Here is a 23,273-nt window from a genome sequence, read left to right on the forward strand (position 1 = left end):
CGGCGGTCAGGCCGCATCGGACGGTGGGGCTGAGCTGATCCCGGCGAGTTGCTCGTCCAGAGCATTCCACGGTGCTTCGCCGGTCTCCGGCTCAAGTTCAACTTCGGTCATGATGCTTTCGCCGCGCAAAGTGCTGGTCCACTCGCGCGTGGTTCCGGAGGCGTCACCGGTGACGCCCTTGGCGGCGAACTCGCCGTAGCCGCTCTCCGCAAGATTCGCCAACTCAACTACCAGGGGCGCAGAAGTCTCGAGGCCTTCTGCGGCTCGCAGTTCGACGGTTGCGAGGTCGGATCCGGGCTCTGTCAGCAACGCGATGAGCCGGCTCTGCGTCTGTCTCGATCCTGACTTCCTCATACGGAAGCGAATGCGCGTGACAAGATCGACCCGGCTACGCCACTCATCGAACGACACCTCGCCGGTTAGTGATGCAACGCGCCACCCAGTTTCGCGTGTCTGAGTGCGGATCATCGCCTGCAGGGCCCCGATGAAGGAGTCGAGTCGAAGATCCGGCTTTGGCTGGAAGACGACGGTGAGGTCCGACAGCCGGATCATGAATGGCGCAGCGGAGCCGTTAGGTACTGGCGCCTTGGCGAAGTCCTGCTTGGTGCGGTCCCAAAGCGTGGCGTTCTTCTCGCGCTCGTACCCGAGGTGTCCGCGGATGCATCCGTCCAACTCGCGGGTTCGGCCGAACCGCCACAGGCGGCGATACCGCTCCAAGGGGTAGCCGGCCTGAAGGGCTGATCTGAGGCTGTCTGCCGGTCGGATGGAGAGAGTCGGCGACCCGTTCGGCAGGCCGAAGAGCGCGAGCCCTTGGGGCTCAGCTATACCGGCTCGAGCGACGCGCCCTACCGCAGGAATCGACATCCTTCGAGGCTAGAAAGTTGATTTTCGAGCTTCAATACCTTGAGTCACTGATCAGACACTCTGCGTGCTGCCGTTCTGTGTTGGCCGCCGCATCGCAGCGTGGCGGTGCTGAGACGGCGACCCATGCCAGGAGTCGTGCGTGCGCAGCTTTTGGTTCCCCGCACGAAGGACGTAGAGCGTCAGCCTGCCTGATTCTCGTTAAGTTCGATGGCTTCGAAGATGTCCGCGTCGACGTCTTGCTGCCAGGCCGGCAATGTCTCCCACGGCGCTACGTAGGACGGCTTGGGGCTCTCGAATCGCAGAAATATCTGGGCCGCCCAGCTGGCCGCGACGAACTGGCTTTTCTGTACTCGAGTGAGACGCCGAGCAGCGCCTTCGCTGATGCGGAGTAGGTCGGCGACGAGTCCGTAGACCGCGGCCGCGCTCTGGCGCTCCCACTCTGGGGTCTCATCCCATGGCGTGACGTAACCCGCCTTCGGCTCGCCGGGGTAGTGCTTGTTGACCCCTGCGATCCAAGCCTCGCGGAAGATCTTGCCGGCTTCTGTGGTCACTGAGGAGCCTTCCGATCGAGCTGTCGGTCACCTCAACGAACATCGGCGGCAGCTGCCCGCCGATCTGGCGGACCGGCTCGTTGCCCGGATCTCCGCGGAGCACCCAGAGCTGTCCGCGGGTGTGCCCGAACGCATCCTGGATCAGACGCTCGCGTTTCTGAAAGCCTGCGTGACGGCAACCGAGCCGATTGGGCCGAGCGAGCTAGTCGACATCGGCTGGCACACGTTCATCCTCTACACCCGCGAATACGCCGAGTTCTGCGAGCGAATCGCCGGCCGGTTCATCCATCACGTACCCGACGACGAACCGACCGGGGACGAGTGGCCGACGGTGCCAAAGGCGAATTTGGCCGTCACGGTCGCGGCGATTCGCCGGGCCGGGTACATGGTAGACGCGAAGCTCTGGTCGATGACCACCTCCGCCGACTGCACTCAATGCCATGCCGGGTGCCACGACAGTCCGACTCGATAAGCCGGCGGTTCGCGGCTGGGGACGTAGGCTCTTCCCAGCCGCGAACCTGAGGAGCCCGCAACCGTGCCTCGATACCCATGGCACGAACTTCCGCCCACTGTCCGAGCAGAGGTCGAGAGCCGCACCGGCCCGATCGCTCGGGTGGCGCAGGTCGAGACGGGGGTGATCTCCGACGTCGTGGCCGTGCTGGAGACCGATGCCGGCCGTATTTTCTGTAAAGGTGCAGCTGCCGGCAACCCGATGGCTTGGATGCACCGCAACGAGGCCCGGATCAACGCTTCACTTCCGCCGCAGATGCCCCGCTTGCTCTGGCAAGTTGAACGCGAGGGCTGGCTGTTGCTGGGATTTGAGTACGTTCCCGGCCGGCATCCTGACCTCGGACCAGACTCACCCGATCTACCCGCCATGGCTGGGGCGCTCGGTGCGATGGCCACGACACTCACGCCGTGCCCGGCTGACAAGGTGCAGAGCGCCGCTGCGCGATGGTCCGGCTACGTTCCACCCGAGGTGGTCGACGGCAACACGTTGATCCACACCGACGTAACCCGGTACAACTTCCTTATCTATGAGGGCGTAGTCACGATCGTGGATTGGTCGATGCCATGCCGCGGCGCCGCTTGGATCGACACCGCTCTCATGGTGATCCGATTGGTCCGGGCTGGGCATGGTCCGGAGCAAGCCGAGGCTTGGGCCGGCCAGATCCCGGTGTGGTCGACCGCTTCACCAGAAGCAGTCAGCGCGTTTGCTGCTGGCATTACCGAACTGAGCCGCGAGCGCGCACAGCAAAGGCCGTCTGCCACTCATCTCGGCCCGCTCGCCGATGCTGCTGCCCGCTGGAACCGCCACCGCACCGGGTAGCCGATCCCACGCGCCGGGTACCCCGTGCGCCGGATGCCCAGCCACGCTGCCGCAGGAGGCCGTATTCGCTCCGCACGTCCTCCACCAGGGCCGGAAACGGCCCGGAATCACCCCGCGGGCACCGGAAGGCGCGCCCGACCACTCGTGCGTATCACCTGGTAGGTACGATATGGGGCGCAGGCCCTCGTAGCTCAGGGGATAGAGCATCGGTTTCCTAAACCGTGTGTCGTAGGTTCGATTCCTACCGGGGGCACCCTGTGATGTCTCAGGACATCGGAAACCCCTGAACCCGCGGTCGCAGGTTCAGGGGTTCTTCTTTCTTGGTGCCGGTCCGGGTGGTTTGTTGAGGCGCTGGTAGCGCTGGCTGGGGTCGAGGACGAGTTCGCGTAGGAGTTCGCCGGTGGTGGCGTTGATGATGCGGATGTTGAGGTCCTGGACCAAGACGAGGACGTGGGTTCCGGTGTGGGTTCGCCCGACGCCGATGGAGTAAAGCGTGCCGTTGTAGCGCAGGGTGATTTTCCCGGCTTTGTCGATACGGTCGCGGCGGAGCCGGTCGTGGGACTCGGTGCTGCTCTGGCCAGTGGGGCTGGCTTTGGGCCGGGCCTGGTAGGCGGTGGCCGGGGTGGCTTGGTGCGGCAGGGATCGGTGTGGCCGGCGGTGGTTGTACTCGTCGACGAACGCGTCGATCAGGGTCTGTAGTTGGCCGATGTCGGCGGGTTGGGTGGGCTGGCCGCGGAGCCATTTTTGAGGGTTTGCTGGAAGCGTTCGACTTTGCCGCAGGTGGTCGGGTGGTTCGGGCGTGAGTTCTTCTGTTTCACGCCGTAGCGGTGCAGGTCGTGTTCGAGGCCGTTGCGGCCGCGGCCGCCGGACAGGCGGGTGGTGAACACCATGCCGTTGTCGGTCAGCGTGGACGCGGGAACACCATGCCTGGTCACGGCGTCACGGAAGGCGTGCACCACGATCGGGCCGGTGACCCGCAGATGGGCGGTGACCGAGAGCGCGTAGCGGGAATGGTCGTCGATCCAGGAGAGGATTTCGGCGTCGGGGCCGGGCCGGCCGTCGGGGCGGGTGAGCCGGTAGTGGGTGAAGTCGGCCTGCCAGCATTCGTTGGGCTGCTCAGCTTGGAAGCGGATGTAGGACGACTTCGGCCGTTTGGCCGGCTCAGGGGTGATCAGGCCTTGGGCGGCCAGGTGCCGGGCGATGGTGGCCCTCGAGACGGTGATGCCGTGGCGGTGCTGCAGGTGCCAGCGGATCGTGTCCGGGCCGGCGTCCAGGCCCCGCTCGGCGAGCTGTTTGCGGGTCGCCACGATCAACGCGACGACCTGCGGGCTGATCGCGGACGGTGACGAGCGGGGCCGCCGCGAGTGTGGTTCGAACGCGGCCTCGCCCTCAGCCTGGTAGCGGGCGATCAGCTTGGACACCCAGCCTTTGGAGACGCCGTAGGCGCGGGCGGTCTCGGCCTGCGAGCGGCCTTCGACGATGACAGCGGTGATCACGAGACGGGCTTTGGACACCCGCCGACGATCACCAGCATCCAGAGTTTCCGATGTCCCGACACACCGTTTCCGATGACCCGAGACATGGGTTTCCTATGTCCTGAACCAGCACACTACCGGGGGCACCCTTCGAACGGCCCGGCGTTGCGCGATGCAACCCCGGGCCGTCTCAAAAAGGGTCTATCGCCAGCGCAAGAAGTTGTTCTGCGTCTGGGCGTTGAACTCATCCGTGCGGAAGAAGCGCGCCGCCGCCGTACGTGGATCCTTCAACGACAGCACGTCGATGCCCTTGGCGATGTCGTTCGAGTAGATGTTGCCGTTGTACCAGTACGCCGACCATGAGCCGCCGCCGATGAGCTCGGTGGCCGAGATGGGGCCGCGCTCCCAGAAGGCGATCTCCCGCGGCCGCCGCGAGTCGGTGAAGTCCCAGACCGAGATGCCGCCCTGGTACCAGGCCTGCACCATGATGTCGCGGCCGGGAACCGGGATCAGCGAGCCGTTGTGGGCGACGCAGTTCTCGGTGTCGGCGTTCGTCCTGGGGATTTTGAAGTAGCTGCGGAACTGCAGCTTCCGACCGCCGACGATGTCGTAGATGGCGTCCGCGCCGCGGTTGGGGCCGATGGTGGGGTTGCATGTTGCCTGGCCGCCGCCGCCCAGCTCGTCGGTGAAGACGAGCTTGGTGCCGCTGTTGTTGAACGTCGCGGAATGCCAGAAGGCGAAGTTCACGGTGTCGCGGACGGTGGTGATGACGCGCGGCGCGGTGCGGCGGGAGATGTCGAAGAGCACGCCGTCGCCCATGCACGCGCCGGCGGCGATGTCCTTCTCGGCGTACGCGGTGATGTCGTGGCAGCCGGTGGTCTCGTAGTGGCCGGGGCTGCCCTCGTAGCCGCCGTCGGGGAAGACGATCGGCGCCGCGACGACGGTGGCGGCCGCCGGGTTGCGGAGCGGGACCTTGACGATGGAGATCTTGTCGTGCGGGAGGGCGCAGTTCGGCTGGTCGACGCCGGCCAGGTTGTACGACGAGATGTACAGGTAGACGTTGGGGTCGTGGCGTTTGCCGGGCACCAGTGTCTGGGTGTGCGAGCCGCAGTCCGTCTTCACCGACTTGAGGTACCGCGGGGTGGTGGGGTCGCTGATGTCGAAGATCTTGATGCCTTCCCAGCGGTCGCCGGGCTCGGCCGTGGTCGACGCCGCGTTCTCGCACGTGTCGTTGGTGCGCTGGCTGTCGGTGCCGAGGAAGAGCAGGCGGCCGCTGACCGAGACGTCGTTCTGCGAGCCGGGGCAGACCACCTGGGCGGCGACCGCCGGCGCGGACGGGTTGCGGATGTCGTAGACGGCGAAGCCGTTGTAGTTCCCGCCGAAGGCGTAGTGGCCCTGGAAGGCCCAGTCGGAGTTGGTGGAGGTGGCGAACGGGCCGGTCTTGTCCAGGTGGGCGATCTGTGTGAGGTTGGGGCTGCTGACGATCTCGTCGACGCCGGGGATGGCCGGTGGCGCGGCGTTGGCGGCGGTGCCGGCGAGCGAAGCGGTGACGGCGACGACCAGGGCCGCGCACCCGAGCATCCACCCTCGTGAGGCAGGCTGCTTCATGAAGCTCCCTTCCGAATACCGTACGTGTCCATCTGAGTGGCTACAGTAGCGGAATGGTTAGACGTTCATCGATGTATGCCGCCGCCGGTTTGGCCATCGTGGTAGCGGGCGGGCTCGTGATCACGGCAAGCCCCCAAGAAAAAAGCCAACCCAAAAGTGACGTACGCGTGGTCCTGCCCGGCAAACCCGGCGACCAGCCCCGGGTGACCGACCAGGAGCACGTCATGGCGCCGGGCGTCGACACCTACAACACGATCGACACCACCTTCGTACAGATGATGATCGTCCATCACGGACAAGCGATCGACATGGCCGAGCTCGCCCCCGACCGGGCCGGCGACAAGCAGATTCGCGCGCTGGCGGCCCGGATCGGCGCGGCGCAGGCGCCCGAGGTGGCCTGGCTACGGGCCTGGCTGCACGACCGGAAGCTGTCCGAGAGCGACCCGGGCCACGACCACGGCACGATGCCGGGCATGCAGAGCCCGGCCGACCTGGCGGCCCTCGCGGGGCTGCACGGCGCGGCCTTCGACCGGAAGTTCGCGGCCATGATGATCGCTCACCACGAGGGCGCCCTCGAGATGGCCGGCGACCTGGTGGGCGGCGGCGCCGACGAGCGCCTGCGGGAGGTGGCCGGCGAGATGGCGGTCGAGCAGGGCAGCGAGATCCGGCGAATTCAGCAGATAGACCTGGCAGCGTGATCGACTGCCTGGTTGACTCTCCGGGGTGAGCTACGCCGCGCCCCGCCGAGGGCGGACCATGGCCCGGGCGATCGTGGGTGGGGCCGTCTATCTGACCGGCGTCGGGTTGCTGGTCTATGCGATTCCGGCCCAGGCCGACACGTACGTCCCGGGCGGTCTCCTCGCCGGGATAGGCGCCGGCCTGCAGGGTCCGGCCCTGCTCAAACTGCTGCGGGCGCGCAAGAGGAGGCGGAGAAGGTGAACGGCACCGCCGCCGGAGTGCCCTACGTGGCTCTGCCCCCGGCCGACGCGTCCGGGCATGACACGGTCGTTGTCGCCTATCACCTTCTCGGCGACCCGCAGACCGAGGAGGCCTTCGCCGACGCGGTGCCGCTGACGGGGCTCAACGCGTGGCGGCTCTACTTCGGACTCCCGATGAGCGGCAAGCGGCTACCGCGGGGCGGCCTCGAAGAGCTGATCATGGAAGACGCCGTCCGGAACGTTCACCGGCACGTGACCCTGGGCGCGCTCGAGGAGTTCCCCGCGGCGTTCGCGGCGGCGAAGGAGCAACTGGGCATCCGCGACGCCACGAGGGTCGGGGTCATGGGCGGCTCGATGGGCGGCGCGGTCGCCCAGCTGGTGCTGGCCGAGGGCGGGGTCGACATCACCGCCGCCGTCCTCATCAATCCGGTGGTCCAGTTCCGGAACTCGATCGACGCGCTGTCGAGGAGGCATGGTCAGCCATATGCCTGGTCGGCCGAGACCGACGCGGTCGCCGATCGGCTCGACTTCGTGCGCCGGGCCGCCGACCTGCGCGGGGCCGCGATCCGGTTCATCACCGGCGCGGACGACATGGTCGACGCCATCATCGAGCCGGTCTCCAGGGCCGTGCCGGCGCTGGAGACGGCCGGCGCCACGGTCGACTGGCAGGTCGTTCCGGAGATGGCGCACGCCGTGACCTCGCAGGCGGCACGAGTGGACAGCCTCGCGTCCGAATGGTTCGCAGCGAAGCTCACAAACCCAGCATAAAGTCGCAAACCCGGCACTGACTCAGATGGGGCTTCCCGCGGCCGATGGGAAGAATCATGCGGGATTCCCAGCGGCTGAGTGTTCTGCGGGCCACCGGCCTGCTCGACGAGGGCCCGGTGCCGTCGCTGGACCGGCTGACCAGCCTCGCCGCCCGCGTTGTCGGGGCGCCGGCCGCGCTGGTGTCGCTCGTCGATGCCGACCGCCAGCGTTTCCCCAGCGCCTGCGGCCTCACCGGCGAGCTCGACGAGACCCGTGAGACGCCTCTGTCCCACTCGTACTGCCGCTATGTCGTCGAGGATGACGCCCCGCTGATCGTGGCCGACGCCCGCCTGGACGAGCGTCTGCGCGACAACCCGGCCATCGCCGAGTACCAGGCGATCGCGTACGCCGGCTTCCCGCTGCGCTCCGCGGACGGCCACGTTCTCGGCTCGTTCTGCGTGGTCGACGACAAGCCCCGGGACTGGACCGAGGACGAGATCGCGACCCTGTCCGACCTCGCCGCCGCGGCCGAGGCCGAGATCGCGCTGCGGCTGGCGCACGGCGAGCAGCAGCGGGCCGCGGCCCGGATGCAGGCCGTCCTGGATAGCGCTCACGACGCGTACGTGTCCATCGACGGCGAGGGCAACGTGATCGCCTGGAACGCGTCCGCGGAGCGTTTGTTCGGCTACCCGGCCGCCGAGGCCGTCGGCCGGCAGGTGACCGGGCTGATCATTCCGGCGCGCTACCACGAGATGCACCTTGCGGGGCTGGCCCGGGTGCGCGACACCGGCCGGTCGCACCTCGCCGGGCAGCGCCTGCAGCTGGCCGCGATCGACCGGAACGGGCGTGAGTTCCCGGCCGAGATGACGGTGCAGGTCGGCCGGGAGCGGGACGAGCCGGTCTTCCACGCGTTCCTGCACGACATCACCGACCGGATGGTGGCGCTCGCCGAGCTGGAGCGCCAGCGCCAGGAGCTCGACGACGAGCACACCTTCCTCCAGGCGCTGCTGGACAGCCTCGACACCGGGGTGGCGGCCTGCGACAGCAGCGGGCGGCTGACGTTCTTCAACCGCGCGCTGCGCGACGTGCACGGCCGTGAGGCGACTCGCGGTGAGACCGGGGAGACATGGGCCGACGCGTACGACTTGTACGCGCCGGACGGGCGCACCCCGCTCGCCCCCGACGAGATCCCGCTGGCTCGCGCCTACGCCGGCGAGGCCGTACGCGGTCAGCAGCTGGTCGTGCAGACCGCGAGCGGCCCGCGCCGGTTCGTCAGCAACGCGCGGCCGATCGACGCCGCCGGCGGCCGCCGTCTGGGCGCGGTGGCCGCCATGCACGACATCACCGAGGCGCACAAGGCCGAGGAGTTGCGCCGCGCCCGGCACACGGTGGCACAGGTGCTCTCCGAGGCGACGAACGCCGAGCAGGCCGCCATCCGCGTGGTCGCGGCGATCACCGACGCGCTCGGCTGGGTCTGCGGCGAGTACTGGCAGGTCGCCGAGGGCCGCCGGCACATCGACCGGGTCAGCTCGCACACCGCCGGCGACCGCGACCTGTCCGAGTTCACCGGCGACGAGCCGATGAGCTTCCGCCGCGGTGAGGGGCTGGCCGGGCAGGCGTGGCAGCGGGGCGCCGAGGTCTGGTCCGATGTGGAGGTCGGCGGTCTCCTCGCGGGCAGCCGGATCGAGCCCGCCCGGCGGGCCGGCCTGCGCACCGCGGTGGCGCTGCCGGTGCGCTCCGGCCGCCGCGTCGTCGGCGTGCTCGCGTTCTTCACCGACACCGACGTGGCGCACGACCCGCACGTCGCGGAGATGCTCGACGCCGTCGGCGCCCACCTCGGCCGCTTCGTCGAGCGTCGCCGCGCCGAGGACCTCACGCTCGCGCTGGCCGCCGCCCGCCGCGACTTCGACCGGGTGATCGGGCAGCTCAACGACTACGTCTGGACGGTGGAGATCACGCGGAACGGCAAGGCCCGATCCGTGTACGCGAGCCCGAACGCGCACGGCGTCTTCGGCGGCGCGCTGCCCACCGGCGGCGACATGAGCACCACGATCCTCGGCCGGGTGCACGACGAGGACCGGGCCGGGTTCGCGGCCTTCCACGAGGTCCTCGCCGCCGGCCGGTCCGGTGAGATCGAGTGCCGGATCGTCGGCTTCGACGGCGTCACCCGCTGGATCTGGACCCGGGCCGCGGCCCGCCGGGAGGGCGGCCGGCTGTTCGTGGACGGGATCAGCACTGATGTGAGCGACCGCCGGGAGGTCGCCGAGCAGCGCGAGCGGCAGGTCGAGCAGCTGCGCGAGCTGGACCGGATGAAGGACGAGCTGGTCGCCGTCGTCATCCACGAGCTACGCAACCCGGTCGGGGTGATCCGCGGCTACAGCGAGATGCTGCTGGACAACCCGCAGCTGGACGAGATGGCCCGGCGGCACGCGGCCGTCGTCGACCGCACGGTGCTGCACCTTCAACGGCTCGTCGACGACCTGCTCGACCTGGCACGCCTCGACGCGGGACACATCAGCATCGATCCGCGCCCGATGTCGGCCGGCAAGCTGTTGCGCGATGTCGTCGACAATCACCGCCCGGGGGCGTACGGGAAGAATTTGACCGTGACCGAGACGCTGGATCCGCATCTGCCGGTCTTCGGAGACGCGCAGCGGCTCCGGCAGGCCCTCGACAACCTGCTCTCCAACGCGATCAAGTACACGCCGGAGGGCGGGACGATCACGGTGGCGGCGCATCGGCGGGAGCACGAGGTGGTCATCGAGATCTCGGACACCGGCATCGGCATTCCGCCGGAGCAGTACCAGCACCTGTTCAGCCGGTTCTTCCGGGCCAGCAACGCCACCCGCGACGGCATCAAGGGCACCGGGCTGGGGCTCGCGGTGACCAAGGCCATTGTGGACGCTCACGACGGCGCCCTCAGCGCCCGGCCCGGCGACGGCGGCGGCACCACCTTCAGCGTCACGTTGCCGCTTCAGGTGGAGCTCGCCGCCGCGTCCTGAGCTCAGACCAGCTCGAGTTGGGGCTCCGCCGTCTCGACGGCCGGCGCCGGCTTGACGGAGCGCAGCGACCAGAGCGCGACCGGCACGCCCACCGCCACCAGGATCGCCGCCACCACCAGCGAGAACTGATAGCCGGACAGGTAGCGGTGCAGCTCGGCGCCGCTGGCCGCGTTGGAGCGGTTGGTGAGGATCGCGCCGAGGATCGTGATGCCGAGCAGGCCGAAGACCTCGCGGGAGACGTTGAGCATGCCCGAGCCGACGCCCGCCCGCTCGGCCGGCAGCGCCCCGACGATCACGTTGTTCAGCGGGACCAGCATGCCGCCGCCGACGCCGTAGAGCAGGAACCAGGGGAGCAGGTCGCCGTAGGTGGTGCCCTCGCCGTAGCCGGAGATCCCGAAGATCGCGACCGCCATCAAACCGAGACCGAGCGCCACCGTACGGCCGGCGCCGAAGCGCACCTCGAGCCGCGGCGCGATGGTCGCCGTGACCGCCATGACCAGCGCCATCGGGACGAAGGCCGCCCCGGCCTCGGTCGGCGAGAAGCCGAGCACGTTCTGCAGGTAGATGGCGGTGTAGAAGTAGATGCCGAAGACGCCGAACGCCCACAGGCCCATGGCGAGCAGGCCGCCGCTGAACACCCGCTGCCGCAGGAACCCGAGGTCCATCATCGGGTTGGCGGACCGAAGCTCGACCACCACGAAGGCGATGGCCGCCGCCGCGGCGACGGCGAACGACGCCAGGATGACGCCGGAGGTCCAGCCGCGCGACTCACCCTCGATGAGCGCGTACGTCAGGGCGAACAGCGCGATCGACGAGGTGAGCACGCCGGGGATGTCGAAGCCGCGGGTGGCGCCGCGCTTGGCGGCCGGGACGCTCCACGCGGTCAGCGCGGCGGTGGCCACGCCGATCGGCGCGTTGATCAGGAAGATCCAGCCCCAGGACGCGTGCTGGCTGAGCCAGCCGCCGGTGAACGGGCCGATCGCGAGGGCCAGCGCGCCGACCGCGCCCCAGATGCCGACCGCCGTGCCGCGCTCGCGCGGGTCGGGGAACAGTTGCGGGAGCAGGGCCAGCGAGGCCGGGGTGAGCAGCGCCGCGCCGATGCCCTGCACCGCGCGGGCGCCGATCAGCATCTCCTGGCTCTGCGCGAGCCCGGCCGCGACCGAGGCGGCGGTGAAGACGGCGAGGCCGGCGAAGAACGCCGTGCGGGTGCCGAGCACGTCGGCGATCCGACCACCGGCCAGCAGCAGGCCGGCGAAGACCAGCACGTACGCGCTGGCGATCCACTCGAGGCCGGAGATGCTCAGCTCGAGGTCCCGCTGGATGGACGGGAGGGCCACGTTGACCACGTTGTTGTCGAGATACGTCATGAAGGTGCCGAGCGCCACCGCGACGAGCGCCCACCACCTGCGGTTCTTTCCCATTGGTCTCCCCCTGTACAGCGTCCTTGTACGGCGTACATGTACTAGGTACATGAGACCTATACGTTGTATGGTTGTCAAGTGGCAGGCGAGAAATTGAGCAAGGCGGCGGTCGCCGAGCGGGCGTTGCGGCTCGGCGACGAGCAGGGCGTGGAGGCGGTCACCATCCGCCGTCTCGCGCAGGAGCTGGGCGTCACGCCCATGGCTCTGTACTGGCATTTCAAGAACAAGGACGAGCTGCTGCTCGGCATCGTCGACCACGCGCTGTCCACGGTCCGGGCCGGCCGTGCCGCCACCGATCCCTGGCAGAAGCAGTTGCGCGCGATGGTGGAGGCGCTCGTCACAGTGATGCGCGAGCACCCCAGCCTGGCCGACCTCATGCACGCGGTCGACAAGACCGAGGGCGAGAGCTTCACCCGCGCCACGAACGACGCGCTCGCCCTGCTCACCGCGGCCGGGTTCGGCATCGAGGAGGCGTACTGGGTGGCGTCGTACCTGTTGCACGCCGCGATCGGCCTGGTGCACGCGCAGCCCGACTGCCCGATGAACGTTCCGGCCGACCAGGCGGGCGAGTGGCGCCGGCAGAAGAGGCTCTCGATGGAGAGCCTCCCGGCCGACAAATACCCCATGGTGGTCGCCTTCGCCGCAACCTACTCACGGGCGCCCGACACCGAGCACTACTACGCGTTCGGCGTCGACCTGGTGATGGCCGGGGTCGAGGCGATGGCCCACTCGATCTCCGCGAAATTGGATCAGACGAACGGCCGCGGCGCGGCGTAGGTTCGAGGCGTGACAACAGTCGACTTCTATTTCGACCCGGCCTGCCCGTTCGCCTGGATCACCTCCCGCTGGATACTCGAGGTCAAGAGCCTCCGTGAGGACCTCGACCTCCGCTTCCACGTGATGAGCCTGTACGTGCTCAACGAGGGCCGTGACCTCCCCGAGTCCTACCGCCAGCTCATCGACCGCTCGCTCGGCACCGTCCGGGTGGTGACCGCCGCCAAGGAGAAGCACGGCGACGAGGTGCTCGCCCCGCTCTACACGGCGCTCGGCACCCGCATCCACAACCAGGGCAACAAGGACTTCGACGTGGTGGTGCGCGAGGCGCTGGCCGAGGTCGGCCTGCCCGCGGAGCTCGCCGAGGCGGCCACCAGCACCGACTACGACGAGGAACTGCGCCGCAGCCACCACGAGGGGATGGACCCGGTCGGCGACGACGTGGGCACCCCGACCATTCACATCGACGGGGTCGCGTTCTTCGGGCCGGTGCTGTCGAGCATCCCGCGCGGCGACGACGCGCTGAGGGTCTTCGACGGCGCCGTGGCGCTGGCGTCGTACCCCGATTTCTTCGAGCTGAAGCGAACCCGGACAGGCGGCTTGAACTTCGACTGATTTCCTCAAGACCCGTGATCGGCGGCCGTATTGGCCGCCATGCACAAGGTCGGTCTGCACGCCTCGATCAGCGTCGTGATCTGCAGCTACGCCGACTGGCGCTGGGGAGATCTTCGCCGCGCCTGCGCCTCGGTCGAGGCGCAGCTGGGCGAGCGTGACGAGCTCATCCTCGTGATCGACCACAACGACGCGCTGCTCGAGCGGGCGCGCACGGAGTTCCCGCGGGCCCGGGTGGTCGCCAACGGCGGCCGCCAGGGCCTGTCGGACGCGCGCAACACCGGCGTCGAGACCGCCCGCGGCGACGTGGTGGGGTTCCTCGACGACGACGCGGTCGCCGCCCCCGGCTGGATGGCCGGCCTGCGCGAGGCGTTCGCGAGCGACGACGTGGCGGTGGCCGGCACCGCCGTGCGGCCGAACTGGGAGGGCGGGCAATCGCCGCGCTGGTTCCCCGACGAGTTCGGCTGGGTGGTCGGGTGCAGCTACCGCGGCCTGCCCGAGGTCAAGAGCGCGGTGCGCAACCCGATCGGCGCGTCGATGGCGGTGCGCCGCTCGGTCTTCACCCAGGTGGGCGGCTTCTCCGACGCGATCGGCCGGGTCGGCGCCAAGCCGGTCGGCTGCGAGGAGACCGAGTTCTGCATCCGGGTGGCGGCGCACGACGCGAACAACAAGGTCGTCTTCGACCCGCTGACCGCCGTCGACCACTACGTGCCGGCGGCCCGGCAGACCATGAGCTACTTCCTGAGCCGCTGCTACCACGAGGGGCGGTCGAAGCGGATCGTCTCGCTGCTGCAGGGCGCCGGCGCCGCCCTGTCGACCGAGCGCCGTTACGTGCGGGTCACGCTGCCCTCGGCGGTGCTCAAGGGCGTCGCCGGCGCGGCGCGTCGCCCGGAGGGCCTGCTGCAGGCGGGCGTGGTGCTGATCGGCCTCGGCAGCACGGTGGCGGGATATGTCGTCGAGTCGTTCCGGCGCGGGCCGGTGACTCAATTTCGGGAATAGGCCCGATCGGCGGCGAAAGCGTCAGATCCTGATCGCACGAGCGATCGGGGAAAACAGCCGTGAACGCAACACCATTTCGCTTCAGCATCATAGTTCCCACCTATAACCGGCGGGACATTCTGCTGGACACCGTGGCGTCGATAGCGGCGACCGTGCGTCCGTGGCCGTGCGAGCTGATCGTGGTGGTCGACGGCTCCACCGACGGCACCGCCGAGGCACTGGGCCGGCTGGTGCTGCCGCTGCCGATCAAGGTGCTCGACCAGCCGAACCGGGGCGCCGCCGCGGCCCGCAACGCCGGCGCCGCCGCCGCCCGCGGCCGGTTCCTGCTCTTCCTCGACGACGACATGGTGGTCGAGCCGGATCTGATCATCGAGCACGACAAGACCCTGCTCGCCGGCGCCGACGCGGTGGTCGGGCACATCCAGATCGACGAGCGCTCGCCGGTGAACATCCTGACCCGGGGCGCGGAACGGTGGGCGTTCGAGCGGCGCGTCCGGCTCGACCTGTCCGGCGGCCGGCTCGGCGTCGAGGACTTCCTCACCGGGCAGCTCTCGGTGCGTACGGAATGGTTCACCAGGGTCGGCGGGTTCGACCGTGCCCTCACCGCGCACGGCACGTTCGGCGGCGAGGACACCGACCTCGTCTACCGGCTGCTGCAGGAGGGCGCGCGGGCCCGGTTCGCCCCGAACGCCGTCTCCTACCAGCGGTACGTGGTCTCGGCCGAGCAGAACATCCGCCAGTGGGCGCAGGCCGGCCAGTCCGACGCCATGCTCTCCCGCAAGCATCCCGGCCTCGGTGCGGTGCTCAGCGCCGGGCACCGCGGCGACACCATCGAAGGCCGCCTCGCCCAGGCGCTCTCCACGCTGCCGCAGGCGCCGGTCCGGGCACTCAGCAGCCGGGTCGTCGAGCGGGTCGACCGCGGCCGGATGGACCTGGCGACCGAGTTCGTCTTCGCCAAGGTGCGCGACATCGCCTACTGGAACGGGGCGCGGACGCGCGGCGGGCTCGTCCGGAGCGCGGCCACCGGGGTGAGCATCCTCGCCTACCACGCGATCGAGGAGATCGACGATCCGAAGGTCGCGCGGTACAGCGTCACTCCCGAGCGGTTCGCGGCGCAGATCTCGGCGCTGGTCGAGGCCGGGTACACCTTCATCGACGGCGACGATCTGCTGGAGCATCTGGAGGGGCGGCCGCTCAAGCCGCGCAGCGTGCTGCTGACCTTCGACGACGCGTACGAGAGCATGCTCACCCACGCGGCGCCGGTCCTCGAGAAGCACGGCATCCCCGCGGTGGTCTGCGTCGTCAGCGACGAGATCGGCGGCTACAACGCGTGGGACGTCGCGCACGGCGCGGGCAAGCTGCCGCTGCTGACCGCCGAGCAACTGGGCGAGATGCACGGCCGCGGCTGGGAGCCGGCCTCGCACAGCCGGCGGCACGCCCACCTCACCACGCTGCGCGACGACGACCTGCGCGCCGACCTGGCCGGGTCGCGGGCCGCGGTGACCGCGCTCGGGCACGGCGAGGCCCGCTTCCTCGCCTACCCGTACGGCGAACACGACCGCCGGGTCCGCGCCCGCACCCGCCGGGCCGGCTACTCGGCCGCGTTCGCGCTGTCCACGGCCCGCGCCCATCCCGCGCGGGGCAACCGGTACGCGTTGCCCCGGGTCGAGGTGGGCCGCGAGACCACCCCGGTCGAGCTGCTGCACGCCCTCGCTCACCCGGCCCGGCTCGATCCGCGCGAGGTCGTGCGGCGCGAGGTGCTGGGCATCGTCGGCGGCGTTCTTGCCGCGGCCAAGCGCCCGGTCGCGCGGCCTCTGTCCAGCCCGGTCACCGCCATCTGGTGCTGCGACTTCGATCTGGCCGGCGACGCGACGTCGTCGATGGTGCCGCCGCGCGACGAGACCACCATGCGGGTGCTGGTCCGCCTGCACGGCGAGCCGCTCGGCTACGTGACCCTGCCGCGCACCGGCACCCCGCGCGACCTCGGCGAGATCCGGGCCGCCGCCTGGCGCGAGCTCGGTGACCCGCTGGTGGCGCACCTCATCGAGGAGGGCGCCGCGATCCCCGAGGAGAACGAGCGGGACGGGTGGCGCCCGGCCGGCCAGACCCGCAACTGCCCCAACCACGTGGTCTCCGACGCGCTCGTCTCGGTCGTGGTCTGCACCCGCAACCGCAGCGAGTCGCTGCCCGACTGCCTCGACCGGCTCGCCGCGGTCACCTACCGGCCGGTCGAGTTCCTCATCGTCGACAACGCGCCCAGCGACGACTCCACCCGGGAAGTGGTCGAGCGGTACGCGGCGGCCGACGACCGGTTCCGCTACGTCCGCGAGCCGCGCCCCGGGCTGTCCCGCGCGCGCAACGCCGGGCTCGCCGCCGCCCGCGGCTGCTACCTGGCCTACACCGACGACGACGTGGCGGTCGACAGCGGCTGGATCCACGGGCTGATCCGCGGTTTCCAGCGACGCGACGACGTGACCTGCGTGACCGGGCTGGTCTGCACCGCCGCGATCAGCAACGGCTCGGAGGCGTACTTCGACGCGCGGCTCGCCTCCTGGTCGGCCCGCTGCCGGCCGCAGTTCTTCGACATGTCGATGGGGGACCGGTACGGCGTGCTCTACCCGTTCTCGGCCGGCATCTTCGGCACCGGCGCGAGCTTCGCCTTCCAGCGGGAACGGCTGATCCGGGCGGGCGGCTTCGACGAGGCGCTGGGCGCCGGCACGCTCACCCGCGGCGGCGAGGACCTCGACATCTTCGTCCGGATGCTGCTCGACGGCGGGGCGATCGCGTACGAGCCGTCCGCCGTCGTCTGGCACCACCACCGGGCCGACGAGGCGTCGCTGCTCAAGCAGATGTACGGCTACGGCACCGGCCTGACCGCGTATCTCACCAAGCTCCTGCTCGACCCGTCGACGCGTACCCAACTGCTCAAGCGGGTGCCGGCCGGCCTGCTGAAGATCGCCCAGATCCGCACCCAGACCAACGCGCGGCTCGGCGACGCGGTGGCCGCCCCGGCCGGTGCGATGCGCCGCGAGCTCACCGGATTCCTCGCCGGCCCCCTGCTCTACCTGCGCGCCCGGCGCGCCCTGGAACGACCGAGGTGACAGCGGTCCGGGACCGGCCCGCTACGTATCGGGCCGGGTCGGGCACGGCTCAGGCCCGGCTCGTCATCTCGGCGCTGAGCCTGTTCGCGTTCGCCCTCGGCCTCGTCGGCGTCCTTCTCGGCCTGCACGGCCCCCGGGTCATCGGCTTCGTCGCGTACTTCCTGTTCGGCATCGGCGCCGCGCCCTGGGCGCTGTTCCCGCGGATCGAGCTGCCGCTGCGGCTCGCCCTGAGCATCGGCACCGCGTTCGCCACGCTGGTGATCGTCTCGACCGTGATGCTCGAGACCGGCCTCTGGCAGACCTTCGTCGCCACCGCCCTGATCTGCGCCGTCACGGTGCCGCTGCACATCGCCGGCCTGCTCCGGATCCGCCGCGAGCGCCTGTCGCCGAGCCCTCCCGCGGTCGAGCCGGGCGTGCTCGTGGCCGGCACCGGCGCGCTGATGTGCCTGATTCCGGCGCTCGCCCACCGGCACACCGACCCCGGGCTGTGGGGCTTCCTGGTCCAGATCGGCCCGCTCTGGTACGTCGGGCTGGCCCTCGTCGTGCTGTCGCTGGTGATCTCCCGATGGCACGCCGTCGCGGTGGTCGCGCTGGTGCTGGTGCTGACCGGCACCCCGGCGATCGTCTACGACATGCCGCGGATCCAGTCCGCCGCCAAACACGTCGAGCTCGTCGAGCAGATCCGCCACCAGCACGTCCTCGTGTCGACCGTCGACGTCTACAACGGCTGGCCGGGCTTCTTCTCGGCGATGGCGTGGACCTCCGACGCGGCCGGCATCCGCGACGCGATCCACCTGGCGACCGCCTGGCAGCTGCTGATCGGCCTGTACGGCATCGCCGCCGCGCGTTTCTTCGCCGGCCAGGTGACCGACAAGGGCTGGCTGGCCGTGGTGTTCTGCGTGCTGCCCAACACGATCGGGCAGGACTACTTCTCGCCGCAGTCGGTCGGATACGTCCTCGGCATCCTGGTCTTCGGCTTTGCGCTCTCCGATCTGCCGCTGCGCCACAAGGCGCCGGCGATGGCCGTGACCGGCGTGACGATCGCGATCACCCACCAGCTCAGCCCGTACATCGTCGGCGGCGCGCTCTGCCTGCTGGCCGTGCTGCGCCGGCTGCGGCCGTGGTGGCTGCCGGTCACCGTGCTCGGCACGGCCGCGCTCTGGGCCGGCGTCAACTGGAAGGACCTCAGCGGGTTCGTCAGCCTCAGCGACCTCGGCAGCTCGGGCAACCTGACCACGCCGACGCCCACCACCTCGAGCGGGCTGAGCCGGCTGCCGGTCTTCCTCGCCACCGAGGCGGCGCTGGCGCTCAGCCTGCTGATCCTGGGCGCGCTGACCCTGGTCGTGCTGTGGCGGCAGCGCCGGAGTCTGAGCACCTGGGCATTGGCCGCGTGCCCGGGCGCGGGGCTGGCGATCGTCGTGGCTCACCCGTACGGGAAAGAGGGTCTTTATCGTGCGGTGTTGTTCGCGATTCCGTGGCTGGCCGTGCTCGCCGCCCAGAGCCTTCCGAGAATCGCCGAGCTCGCCGTCGTCGCCGCGCTCACCGCCGCCTTCCTGGTCGGCGCGTTCGCCCTCGACGCGTCGAACGTCATGCGCGTGGGCGACCGCGACGCGTTCCAGGTCTACGCGAAGACGCCGACCGAGGGCGCGGTCAACTACTGCCTGATCATCGGGCCTGGCGACGTGCCGAGCGGGCCGATCGCCGGGCCGCTCACCCACCTCTCCGTCTACCGCAGCGACATCGACACCACCGACGGCTTCACGATCGCCACCACTCCCACCTCCGGCATGGTCGAGACGATGACCCAGGCGCTCATCGACTACTCCGGCTCCAATGACCCGACCGGCCGCATCTTCGCCTTCTGGTCGCCGACCTCCTCCTACTACGGCTGGGAGTACGGCCTGCACACGCCGGCCCGGTTCGCCGCGCTGCGGGACGCCTTCAGCAACTCGCCGCTCTGGAAGGTCGTCTTCTCCGAGGGCGGCTCGGTCCTGTTCGAATACACGGGCGACTGATGACCACGGAGAACCGTCACGTCGCCCAGCTCTTCGGGCGCGACTCGCTCTACATGCTGATGTGGGCCGTGCAGATCATCTGCGCGGCGCTGCTCACCCCGATCACCACACGGGTGCTGGGCCTGTCCGAGTTCGGCACGATCACCTCGGCGAACGCGGTCATGCAGGTGCTGTTCGTCTTCGCCGGCCTCGGCCTGCAGACCGCGGTGCAGCGCGAGTACTCGACGTTCGAGAACCCGCGCGGCGCCCGCCAGCTGATCCTCGCCGCGCTGCTGATCACCGTCGGCATCTCGGCGCTGGCCTGGGTCACCGTGCCGCTCTGGGCGGGCGCGCTCGAGATGGGCGACCAGCAGACGGCGCTGCGCTGGGCGGTGCTGTGGGCCGGGTCGTCGGCGATGACCACGATCTCGCTGGGCCTGCTGCGCAGCCTCGACAAGCTGCTGATGTTCAGCGCGGTCAGCTTCCTGCAGTCGGTGGTCGCCGAGGCGCTCGCGCTGGGCCTGGTGAAGTTCTACCGGCCGACCGCCGAGGTGTTTCTCGGCGGGCAGGTGGTCGCGCAGTTCGTGGCGGCGTTCCTCGGCCTGGTGGTGGCGCCGCCGGCCCTGTTGCTCTGGCGGGACCGGCAGGTGCTCGACCGCGCGCTGCGCTTCGCCCTGCCGCTGGTGCCGGCCGCGCTGAGCACGTTCGTGCTGTCGGTCTCCGACCGGCTCATCGTCGAGGCGCAGCTGGGCAGCGAGGCGGTGGCGCGCTACCAGGTCGCGTACAACGTGGCGTCGATGCCGATGCTGCTGCTGTCGGTGCTGAACTCGGCCTGGATGCCGCGGTTCTTCGGCATCGCCGACGAGTCGGAGCGGCGCGGCGTGCTGGCTTCGAGCCGGGACGCGCTGTACCGCCTGATGCTTCCGGTCGTGGTCGGCTTCGCCTGCGGCGCGCCCTTGGTGCTCCGGGTCTGGGCGCCGAGCTCCTACCACCCTTCGCAGCTGCACTTCGTCGTGTGCATCGTCCTGATAACCGCCATTCCGTACGCGGGACAGCTCGCCGTCACGCGGACGCTGATGGCCGACGGCCGGACCGGCGCCTCGGCGGTCGCGACGCTGCTCGCCGCGGTCCTCAACGTGGGGCTCAACCTGGCGCTCGTGCCTCGGTTCGGGCTCGAGGGGTGCGCTTTCGCGACCCTTGCCGCGTACGTGTTCCTCTACGTCGCCCTGGAGGCGATCGGCCGGAGCGCCGCGGTGCCGCCATCTCCCCGGCTCTTGAAATCGCAGCTCGCCGGCGCGGCCGTGCTGGCCCTGGCCTCCGCCTGGGTGACCGAGAACGCCCTCACCCTCACCCTGCGCACGATCGCCGGCGCCGCGACGCTCGTCTGGTTCGTCCGGGTGCTGCGCACGATCGGCGTCGAGAACCGGGAGACCGAGGAGCGCACCCAGCCGATCCACGCCGAGGTCCTCATGGTCGCCGCGACGATCGAGATGTCCGGGATCATCCCCGACCGCCGGGTCGGCGAGCGGCGCCGGTCACCCGCGCGGGAGCGGGCGGACGAGCGTCGCGTCGACGATCGTCGCCTGACCGGCAAGCATTGGGCGCGCTCCCCGAGGGGCGAAGACCCTTTCGAAGGGCCAAGATAGGGCCATGACGTATGTCGTGGTGGGCGGCGGCCTGGCCGGCGCCAAGGCGGTGGAAACCCTGCGCGACGAGGGCTTCGAGGGTCAGGTCACGCTCCTCGGGACGGAAACCGAGATTCCGTACGAGCGACCGCCGCTCTCCAAGGGGCTCCTGCTCGGCTCGGATTCGGTGGACAGCACCTACGTCCACACCGCGGAGTGGTATCCGGAGCACAATGTCACGCTGCGCGGCGGGACGACCGTGACCTCCATCGACCGGGCGGCCAAGCTGCTGCGGCTCGACGGCGGCGAGGAGATCGCGTACGAGAAGCTGCTGCTCGCCACCGGTTCGTCGCCCCGGCCCCTTCCGGTCCCCGGCGGCCACCGCGCGCTGCTGCTGCGCACGCTCGGCGACTCGCAGCGGATCTCCGACGCCGTCACCGGCAGCAGCCGGGTCGTGGTGGTCGGCGCCGGCTGGATCGGCCTCGAGGTCGCGGCGGCCGCGCGCAGCCGCGGCGCGACCGTGGACGTCGTCGAGGTCGCCGACCTTCCACTGGTGAACGTGCTGGGCCCGGAGATCGCCGAGGTCTTCGCCGGCCTGCACCGGGCCAACGGCGTCACCCTGCACCTGGGCGCCCAGGTCGAGGCGGTCGAGGAGGGCTCGGTGCGCCTGGCCGACGGCACCACGCTCGCGGCCGACGTGGTGATCGCCGGCATCGGCGTCACGCCGAACGTGGGGCTCGCCGCCGACGCGGGCCTGGAGGTCGACAACGGCGTGCTCGTCGACCGCCGCCTGGCCACCAGCGACCCCGACATCTTCGCGGCCGGCGACATCGCGAACGTCGACCATCCGTATCTGCGGCAGCGCGTCCGCGTCGAGCACTGGGCGACCGCGCTCAACAGCGGCCCGGTGGCGGCCAAGGCGATGCTCGGCCAGGACGTCTCCTACGACAAGCTTCCGTACTTCTACACCGACCAGTTCGACCTCGGCATGGAGTACACCGGCTGGGTGCCGCCCGGCGCCAAGGCCGAGGTGGTCGTCCGCGGCGACCTCGCGACCCGCGAGTTCATCGCGTTCTGGCTGGTCGACGGCAAGGTCGCGGCCGGGATGAACGTCAACGTGTGGGACGTGACCGACCAGATCGAGGGGTTGATCCGCTCGGGCCGCGTGATCGACCGCGATCGGCTGGCCGACCCCGGAACGGCCCTTTCACAAAGCAGCGCGTAACACCGCGTTCCGCAGCGGCACGGCGTGCCGCTGCCTGGTCATCCAGGCGGCGGCGCCGGCCATCCGGGCCAGCCGCTGCGTGGTGCGGCGACGGTCCTGGTCGTAGCCGATCGCGCCGTCCTTTCCGAGGCTGACCGCGTCGATGAGCGCCTCGCAGGCGCCGCGGCCCAGGTCGGGCGTCATGGCGTGGGCGGCGTCGCCGATGAGCACCACATTGCCCGACAGGTAGGACGGCAGCTTCGGCGTCACGTAGATGTCGTGCCGCAGGATGCCGTCCTCGCGGATCGCGCCGAGCACCCGCGCCACCGCGGGATCGCGCCAGCCGCCGAAGATCTCGTGCAGCGCGGCCAGCTCGGCGCCCGGGTGGAAGTCGCCCTCGGGCGCGCCGGCCGACGCGAACCAGTTGGTGCGTCCGCCCTCCTGCGGCGTGACGCCGAACTTCACGCCCGCGCCCCAGATCTCGGCGAACGTCTCGGTCGGGAAGTCGAGGGTGCCGCGCCAGGCGGTGCTGCCCGCATAGCGCGCCTTCTCGCCGAAGAGGTCTTCCCGCGTGCGGCTGAACACGCCGTCGGCGGCCACCACCAGGTCCTGCAGCAGCTCGGGACCCTCGACCGCCGTGCCGAAGCGCAGGTCGCAGACCTCCGCGGCGGCCTCGCGCAGGATCGTCAGCAGCGCCGGCCGGGAGATCAGGTGGATCCGGTCGCCGAGGCGGCGCTCCATCCGGTCCATGTCCATGGCCACGATGCGGCGGCCGTCTGGCCGGCGCAGCTCGCCGGCGCGCTGCGGAACGCCCTGCTCCCGCACGCGATCGCCGACGCCGAGCTCATCCAGCGCCCGCAGCGCGGCCGGCCACATGCCGAGCGCGGTGCCGACCGCCGGGGTCGTCGTCTGTCGCTCGTGGACGGTGACCTGCCAGCCGCTCTTGTGCAGCGCGATCGCGGCCGCGAGACCGCCGATGCCGCCGCCGATGATTCCCGCCGTCTTCGTCATGCCGCCGACGCTACTAC

Annotated in this window: 20 protein-coding genes and 1 tRNA gene; 14 read left to right on the forward strand and 7 right to left on the reverse strand. The window is 70.2% G+C overall.

Annotated features, from left to right (window positions below; all coding sequences use genetic code 11):
• Positions 1–6 precede the first annotated feature (6 nt).
• Complete coding sequence (locus ACQPZX_RS03060; protein WP_433374013.1) at positions 7–864, reverse strand: hypothetical protein; 858 nt, start codon at positions 862–864, stop codon at positions 7–9.
• Between the two features lie 179 nt (positions 865–1,043).
• The gene (locus ACQPZX_RS03065) at positions 1,044–1,415 is read right to left on the reverse strand and encodes a hypothetical protein (protein WP_433374015.1); all 372 of its coding nucleotides are present in this window, start codon (positions 1,413–1,415) and stop codon (positions 1,044–1,046) included.
• Here ACQPZX_RS03065 and ACQPZX_RS03070 point away from each other — a divergent pair.
• From ACQPZX_RS03070 to ACQPZX_RS03080, 3 genes are all read left to right on the forward strand, one after another.
• Positions 1,408–1,887 (forward strand): glycine-rich domain-containing protein, encoded by a 480-nt coding sequence (locus ACQPZX_RS03070; RefSeq protein WP_433374018.1) that lies wholly within the window; start codon positions 1,408–1,410, stop codon positions 1,885–1,887. The two genes, ACQPZX_RS03065 and ACQPZX_RS03070, sit on opposite strands and share 8 nt — an antisense overlap.
• A gap of 141 nt (positions 1,888–2,028) precedes the next feature.
• The gene (locus tag ACQPZX_RS03075; RefSeq protein ID WP_433374021.1) at positions 2,029–2,745 is read left to right on the forward strand and encodes a phosphotransferase; all 717 of its coding nucleotides are present in this window, start codon (positions 2,029–2,031) and stop codon (positions 2,743–2,745) included.
• Between the two features lie 180 nt (positions 2,746–2,925).
• A tRNA-Arg gene (locus ACQPZX_RS03080) sits at positions 2,926–2,998 on the forward strand.
• 50 nt (positions 2,999–3,048) lie between these two features.
• Here the strand turns inward: ACQPZX_RS03080 and ACQPZX_RS03085 are convergent.
• The 3 genes from ACQPZX_RS03085 to ACQPZX_RS03095 all read right to left on the reverse strand — a co-directional run bounded on the left by ACQPZX_RS03085 (position 3,049) and on the right by ACQPZX_RS03095 (position 5,801).
• Complete coding sequence (locus tag ACQPZX_RS03085; RefSeq protein ID WP_433374024.1) at positions 3,049–3,186, reverse strand: hypothetical protein; 138 nt, start codon at positions 3,184–3,186, stop codon at positions 3,049–3,051.
• Positions 3,187–3,431: 245 nt separating this feature from the next.
• A complete protein-coding gene (locus ACQPZX_RS03090; protein ID WP_433374026.1) occupies positions 3,432–4,259 on the reverse strand; it encodes a DDE-type integrase/transposase/recombinase in 828 nt (275 codons plus the stop codon).
• A 162-nt stretch (positions 4,260–4,421) separates the two neighbouring features.
• Entirely contained in the window at positions 4,422–5,801 is a 1,380-nt protein-coding gene (locus ACQPZX_RS03095; protein ID WP_433384998.1) for an LVIVD repeat-containing protein, read from the reverse strand.
• Between the two features lie 194 nt (positions 5,802–5,995).
• On the opposite strand from ACQPZX_RS03095, the gene ACQPZX_RS03100 reads away from it, so the two are divergent.
• The 4 genes from ACQPZX_RS03100 to ACQPZX_RS03115 are packed head-to-tail and all read left to right on the forward strand — an operon-like array spanning position 5,996 to position 10,515.
• Positions 5,996–6,526 (forward strand): DUF305 domain-containing protein, encoded by a 531-nt coding sequence (locus ACQPZX_RS03100; protein ID WP_433374029.1) that lies wholly within the window; start codon positions 5,996–5,998, stop codon positions 6,524–6,526.
• Between the two features lie 25 nt (positions 6,527–6,551).
• Complete coding sequence (locus ACQPZX_RS03105) at positions 6,552–6,767, forward strand: hypothetical protein (RefSeq protein ID WP_433374032.1); 216 nt, start codon at positions 6,552–6,554, stop codon at positions 6,765–6,767.
• A complete protein-coding gene (locus tag ACQPZX_RS03110) occupies positions 6,764–7,534 on the forward strand; it encodes a prolyl oligopeptidase family serine peptidase (protein ID WP_433374035.1) in 771 nt (256 codons plus the stop codon). Before ACQPZX_RS03105 ends, ACQPZX_RS03110 begins: the two co-directional genes overlap by 4 nt.
• Positions 7,535–7,590: 56 nt before the next feature.
• Positions 7,591–10,515 carry an ATP-binding protein gene (locus ACQPZX_RS03115; RefSeq protein ID WP_433374038.1) on the forward strand — a complete coding sequence of 975 codons (2,925 nt, stop codon included), beginning with the start codon at positions 7,591–7,593 and terminating at the stop codon, positions 10,513–10,515.
• A 2-nt stretch (positions 10,516–10,517) separates the two neighbouring features.
• Here ACQPZX_RS03115 and ACQPZX_RS03120 read toward each other — a convergent pair whose 3' ends face one another.
• Positions 10,518–11,936: an MFS transporter gene (locus ACQPZX_RS03120; protein WP_433374041.1), complete on the reverse strand. Its 1,419-nt coding sequence runs from the start codon at positions 11,934–11,936 to the stop codon at positions 10,518–10,520.
• Between the two features lie 78 nt (positions 11,937–12,014).
• Here ACQPZX_RS03120 and ACQPZX_RS03125 point away from each other — a divergent pair, with 78 nt between their 5' ends.
• The 7 genes from ACQPZX_RS03125 to ACQPZX_RS03155 all read left to right on the forward strand — a co-directional run bounded on the left by ACQPZX_RS03125 (position 12,015) and on the right by ACQPZX_RS03155 (position 22,266).
• On the forward strand, positions 12,015–12,713 hold the full coding sequence (locus ACQPZX_RS03125) for a TetR/AcrR family transcriptional regulator (RefSeq protein ID WP_433374044.1): 699 nt from the start codon (positions 12,015–12,017) through the stop codon (positions 12,711–12,713).
• A gap of 9 nt (positions 12,714–12,722) precedes the next feature.
• Positions 12,723–13,325: a mycothiol-dependent nitroreductase Rv2466c family protein gene (locus ACQPZX_RS03130; RefSeq protein ID WP_433374046.1), complete on the forward strand. Its 603-nt coding sequence runs from the start codon at positions 12,723–12,725 to the stop codon at positions 13,323–13,325.
• 39 nt (positions 13,326–13,364) lie between these two features.
• Positions 13,365–14,321, forward strand: coding sequence for a glycosyltransferase family 2 protein (locus tag ACQPZX_RS03135; protein ID WP_433374049.1), 957 nt, complete (start codon positions 13,365–13,367; stop codon positions 14,319–14,321).
• Between the two features lie 131 nt (positions 14,322–14,452).
• Positions 14,453–17,422, forward strand: a complete 2,970-nt coding sequence (locus ACQPZX_RS03140) for a glycosyltransferase (protein ID WP_433374052.1) — start codon at positions 14,453–14,455, stop codon at positions 17,420–17,422.
• Positions 17,419–19,437: a hypothetical protein gene (locus ACQPZX_RS03145; RefSeq protein ID WP_433374055.1), complete on the forward strand. Its 2,019-nt coding sequence runs from the start codon at positions 17,419–17,421 to the stop codon at positions 19,435–19,437. The genes ACQPZX_RS03140 and ACQPZX_RS03145 overlap by 4 nt, the downstream gene beginning before the upstream one ends.
• Positions 19,437–21,062, forward strand: coding sequence for a lipopolysaccharide biosynthesis protein (locus tag ACQPZX_RS03150; protein ID WP_433374058.1), 1,626 nt, complete (start codon positions 19,437–19,439; stop codon positions 21,060–21,062). Before ACQPZX_RS03145 ends, ACQPZX_RS03150 begins: the two co-directional genes overlap by 1 nt.
• A gap of 4 nt (positions 21,063–21,066) precedes the next feature.
• A complete protein-coding gene (locus ACQPZX_RS03155) occupies positions 21,067–22,266 on the forward strand; it encodes an NAD(P)/FAD-dependent oxidoreductase (RefSeq protein WP_433374061.1) in 1,200 nt (399 codons plus the stop codon).
• Here the strand turns inward: ACQPZX_RS03155 and ACQPZX_RS03160 are convergent.
• The gene (locus ACQPZX_RS03160) at positions 22,249–23,256 is read right to left on the reverse strand and encodes an FAD-dependent monooxygenase (RefSeq protein ID WP_433374063.1); all 1,008 of its coding nucleotides are present in this window, start codon (positions 23,254–23,256) and stop codon (positions 22,249–22,251) included. The two genes, ACQPZX_RS03155 and ACQPZX_RS03160, sit on opposite strands and share 18 nt — an antisense overlap.
• Between the last annotated feature and the right edge of the window lie 17 nt (positions 23,257–23,273).

Origin of the sequence: Actinoplanes sp. CA-142083, from assembly GCF_050942195.1 — a bacterium.
GTDB lineage: Bacteria > Actinomycetota > Actinomycetes > Mycobacteriales > Micromonosporaceae > Actinoplanes.

What these genes read in the sequence shown, in the direction of transcription:
- ACQPZX_RS03120 (WP_433374041.1), bottom strand. Translation starts at nt 11,936, where the DNA reads ATGGGAAAGAACCGCAGGTGGTGGGCGCTCGTCGCGGTGGCGCTCGGC.
- ACQPZX_RS03135 (WP_433374049.1), top strand. Translation starts at nt 13,365, where the DNA reads ATGCACAAGGTCGGTCTGCACGCCTCGATCAGCGTCGTGATCTGCAGC.
- ACQPZX_RS03160 (WP_433374063.1), bottom strand. Translation starts at nt 23,256, where the DNA reads ATGACGAAGACGGCGGGAATCATCGGCGGCGGCATCGGCGGTCTCGCG.
- ACQPZX_RS03115 (WP_433374038.1), top strand. Translation starts at nt 7,591, where the DNA reads ATGCGGGATTCCCAGCGGCTGAGTGTTCTGCGGGCCACCGGCCTGCTC.
- ACQPZX_RS03060 (WP_433374013.1), bottom strand. Translation starts at nt 864, where the DNA reads ATGTCGATTCCTGCGGTAGGGCGCGTCGCTCGAGCCGGTATAGCTGAG.
- ACQPZX_RS03155 (WP_433374061.1), top strand. Translation starts at nt 21,067, where the DNA reads ATGACGTATGTCGTGGTGGGCGGCGGCCTGGCCGGCGCCAAGGCGGTG.
- ACQPZX_RS03150 (WP_433374058.1), top strand. Translation starts at nt 19,437, where the DNA reads ATGACCACGGAGAACCGTCACGTCGCCCAGCTCTTCGGGCGCGACTCG.
- ACQPZX_RS03095 (WP_433384998.1), bottom strand. Translation starts at nt 5,801, where the DNA reads ATGCTCGGGTGCGCGGCCCTGGTCGTCGCCGTCACCGCTTCGCTCGCC.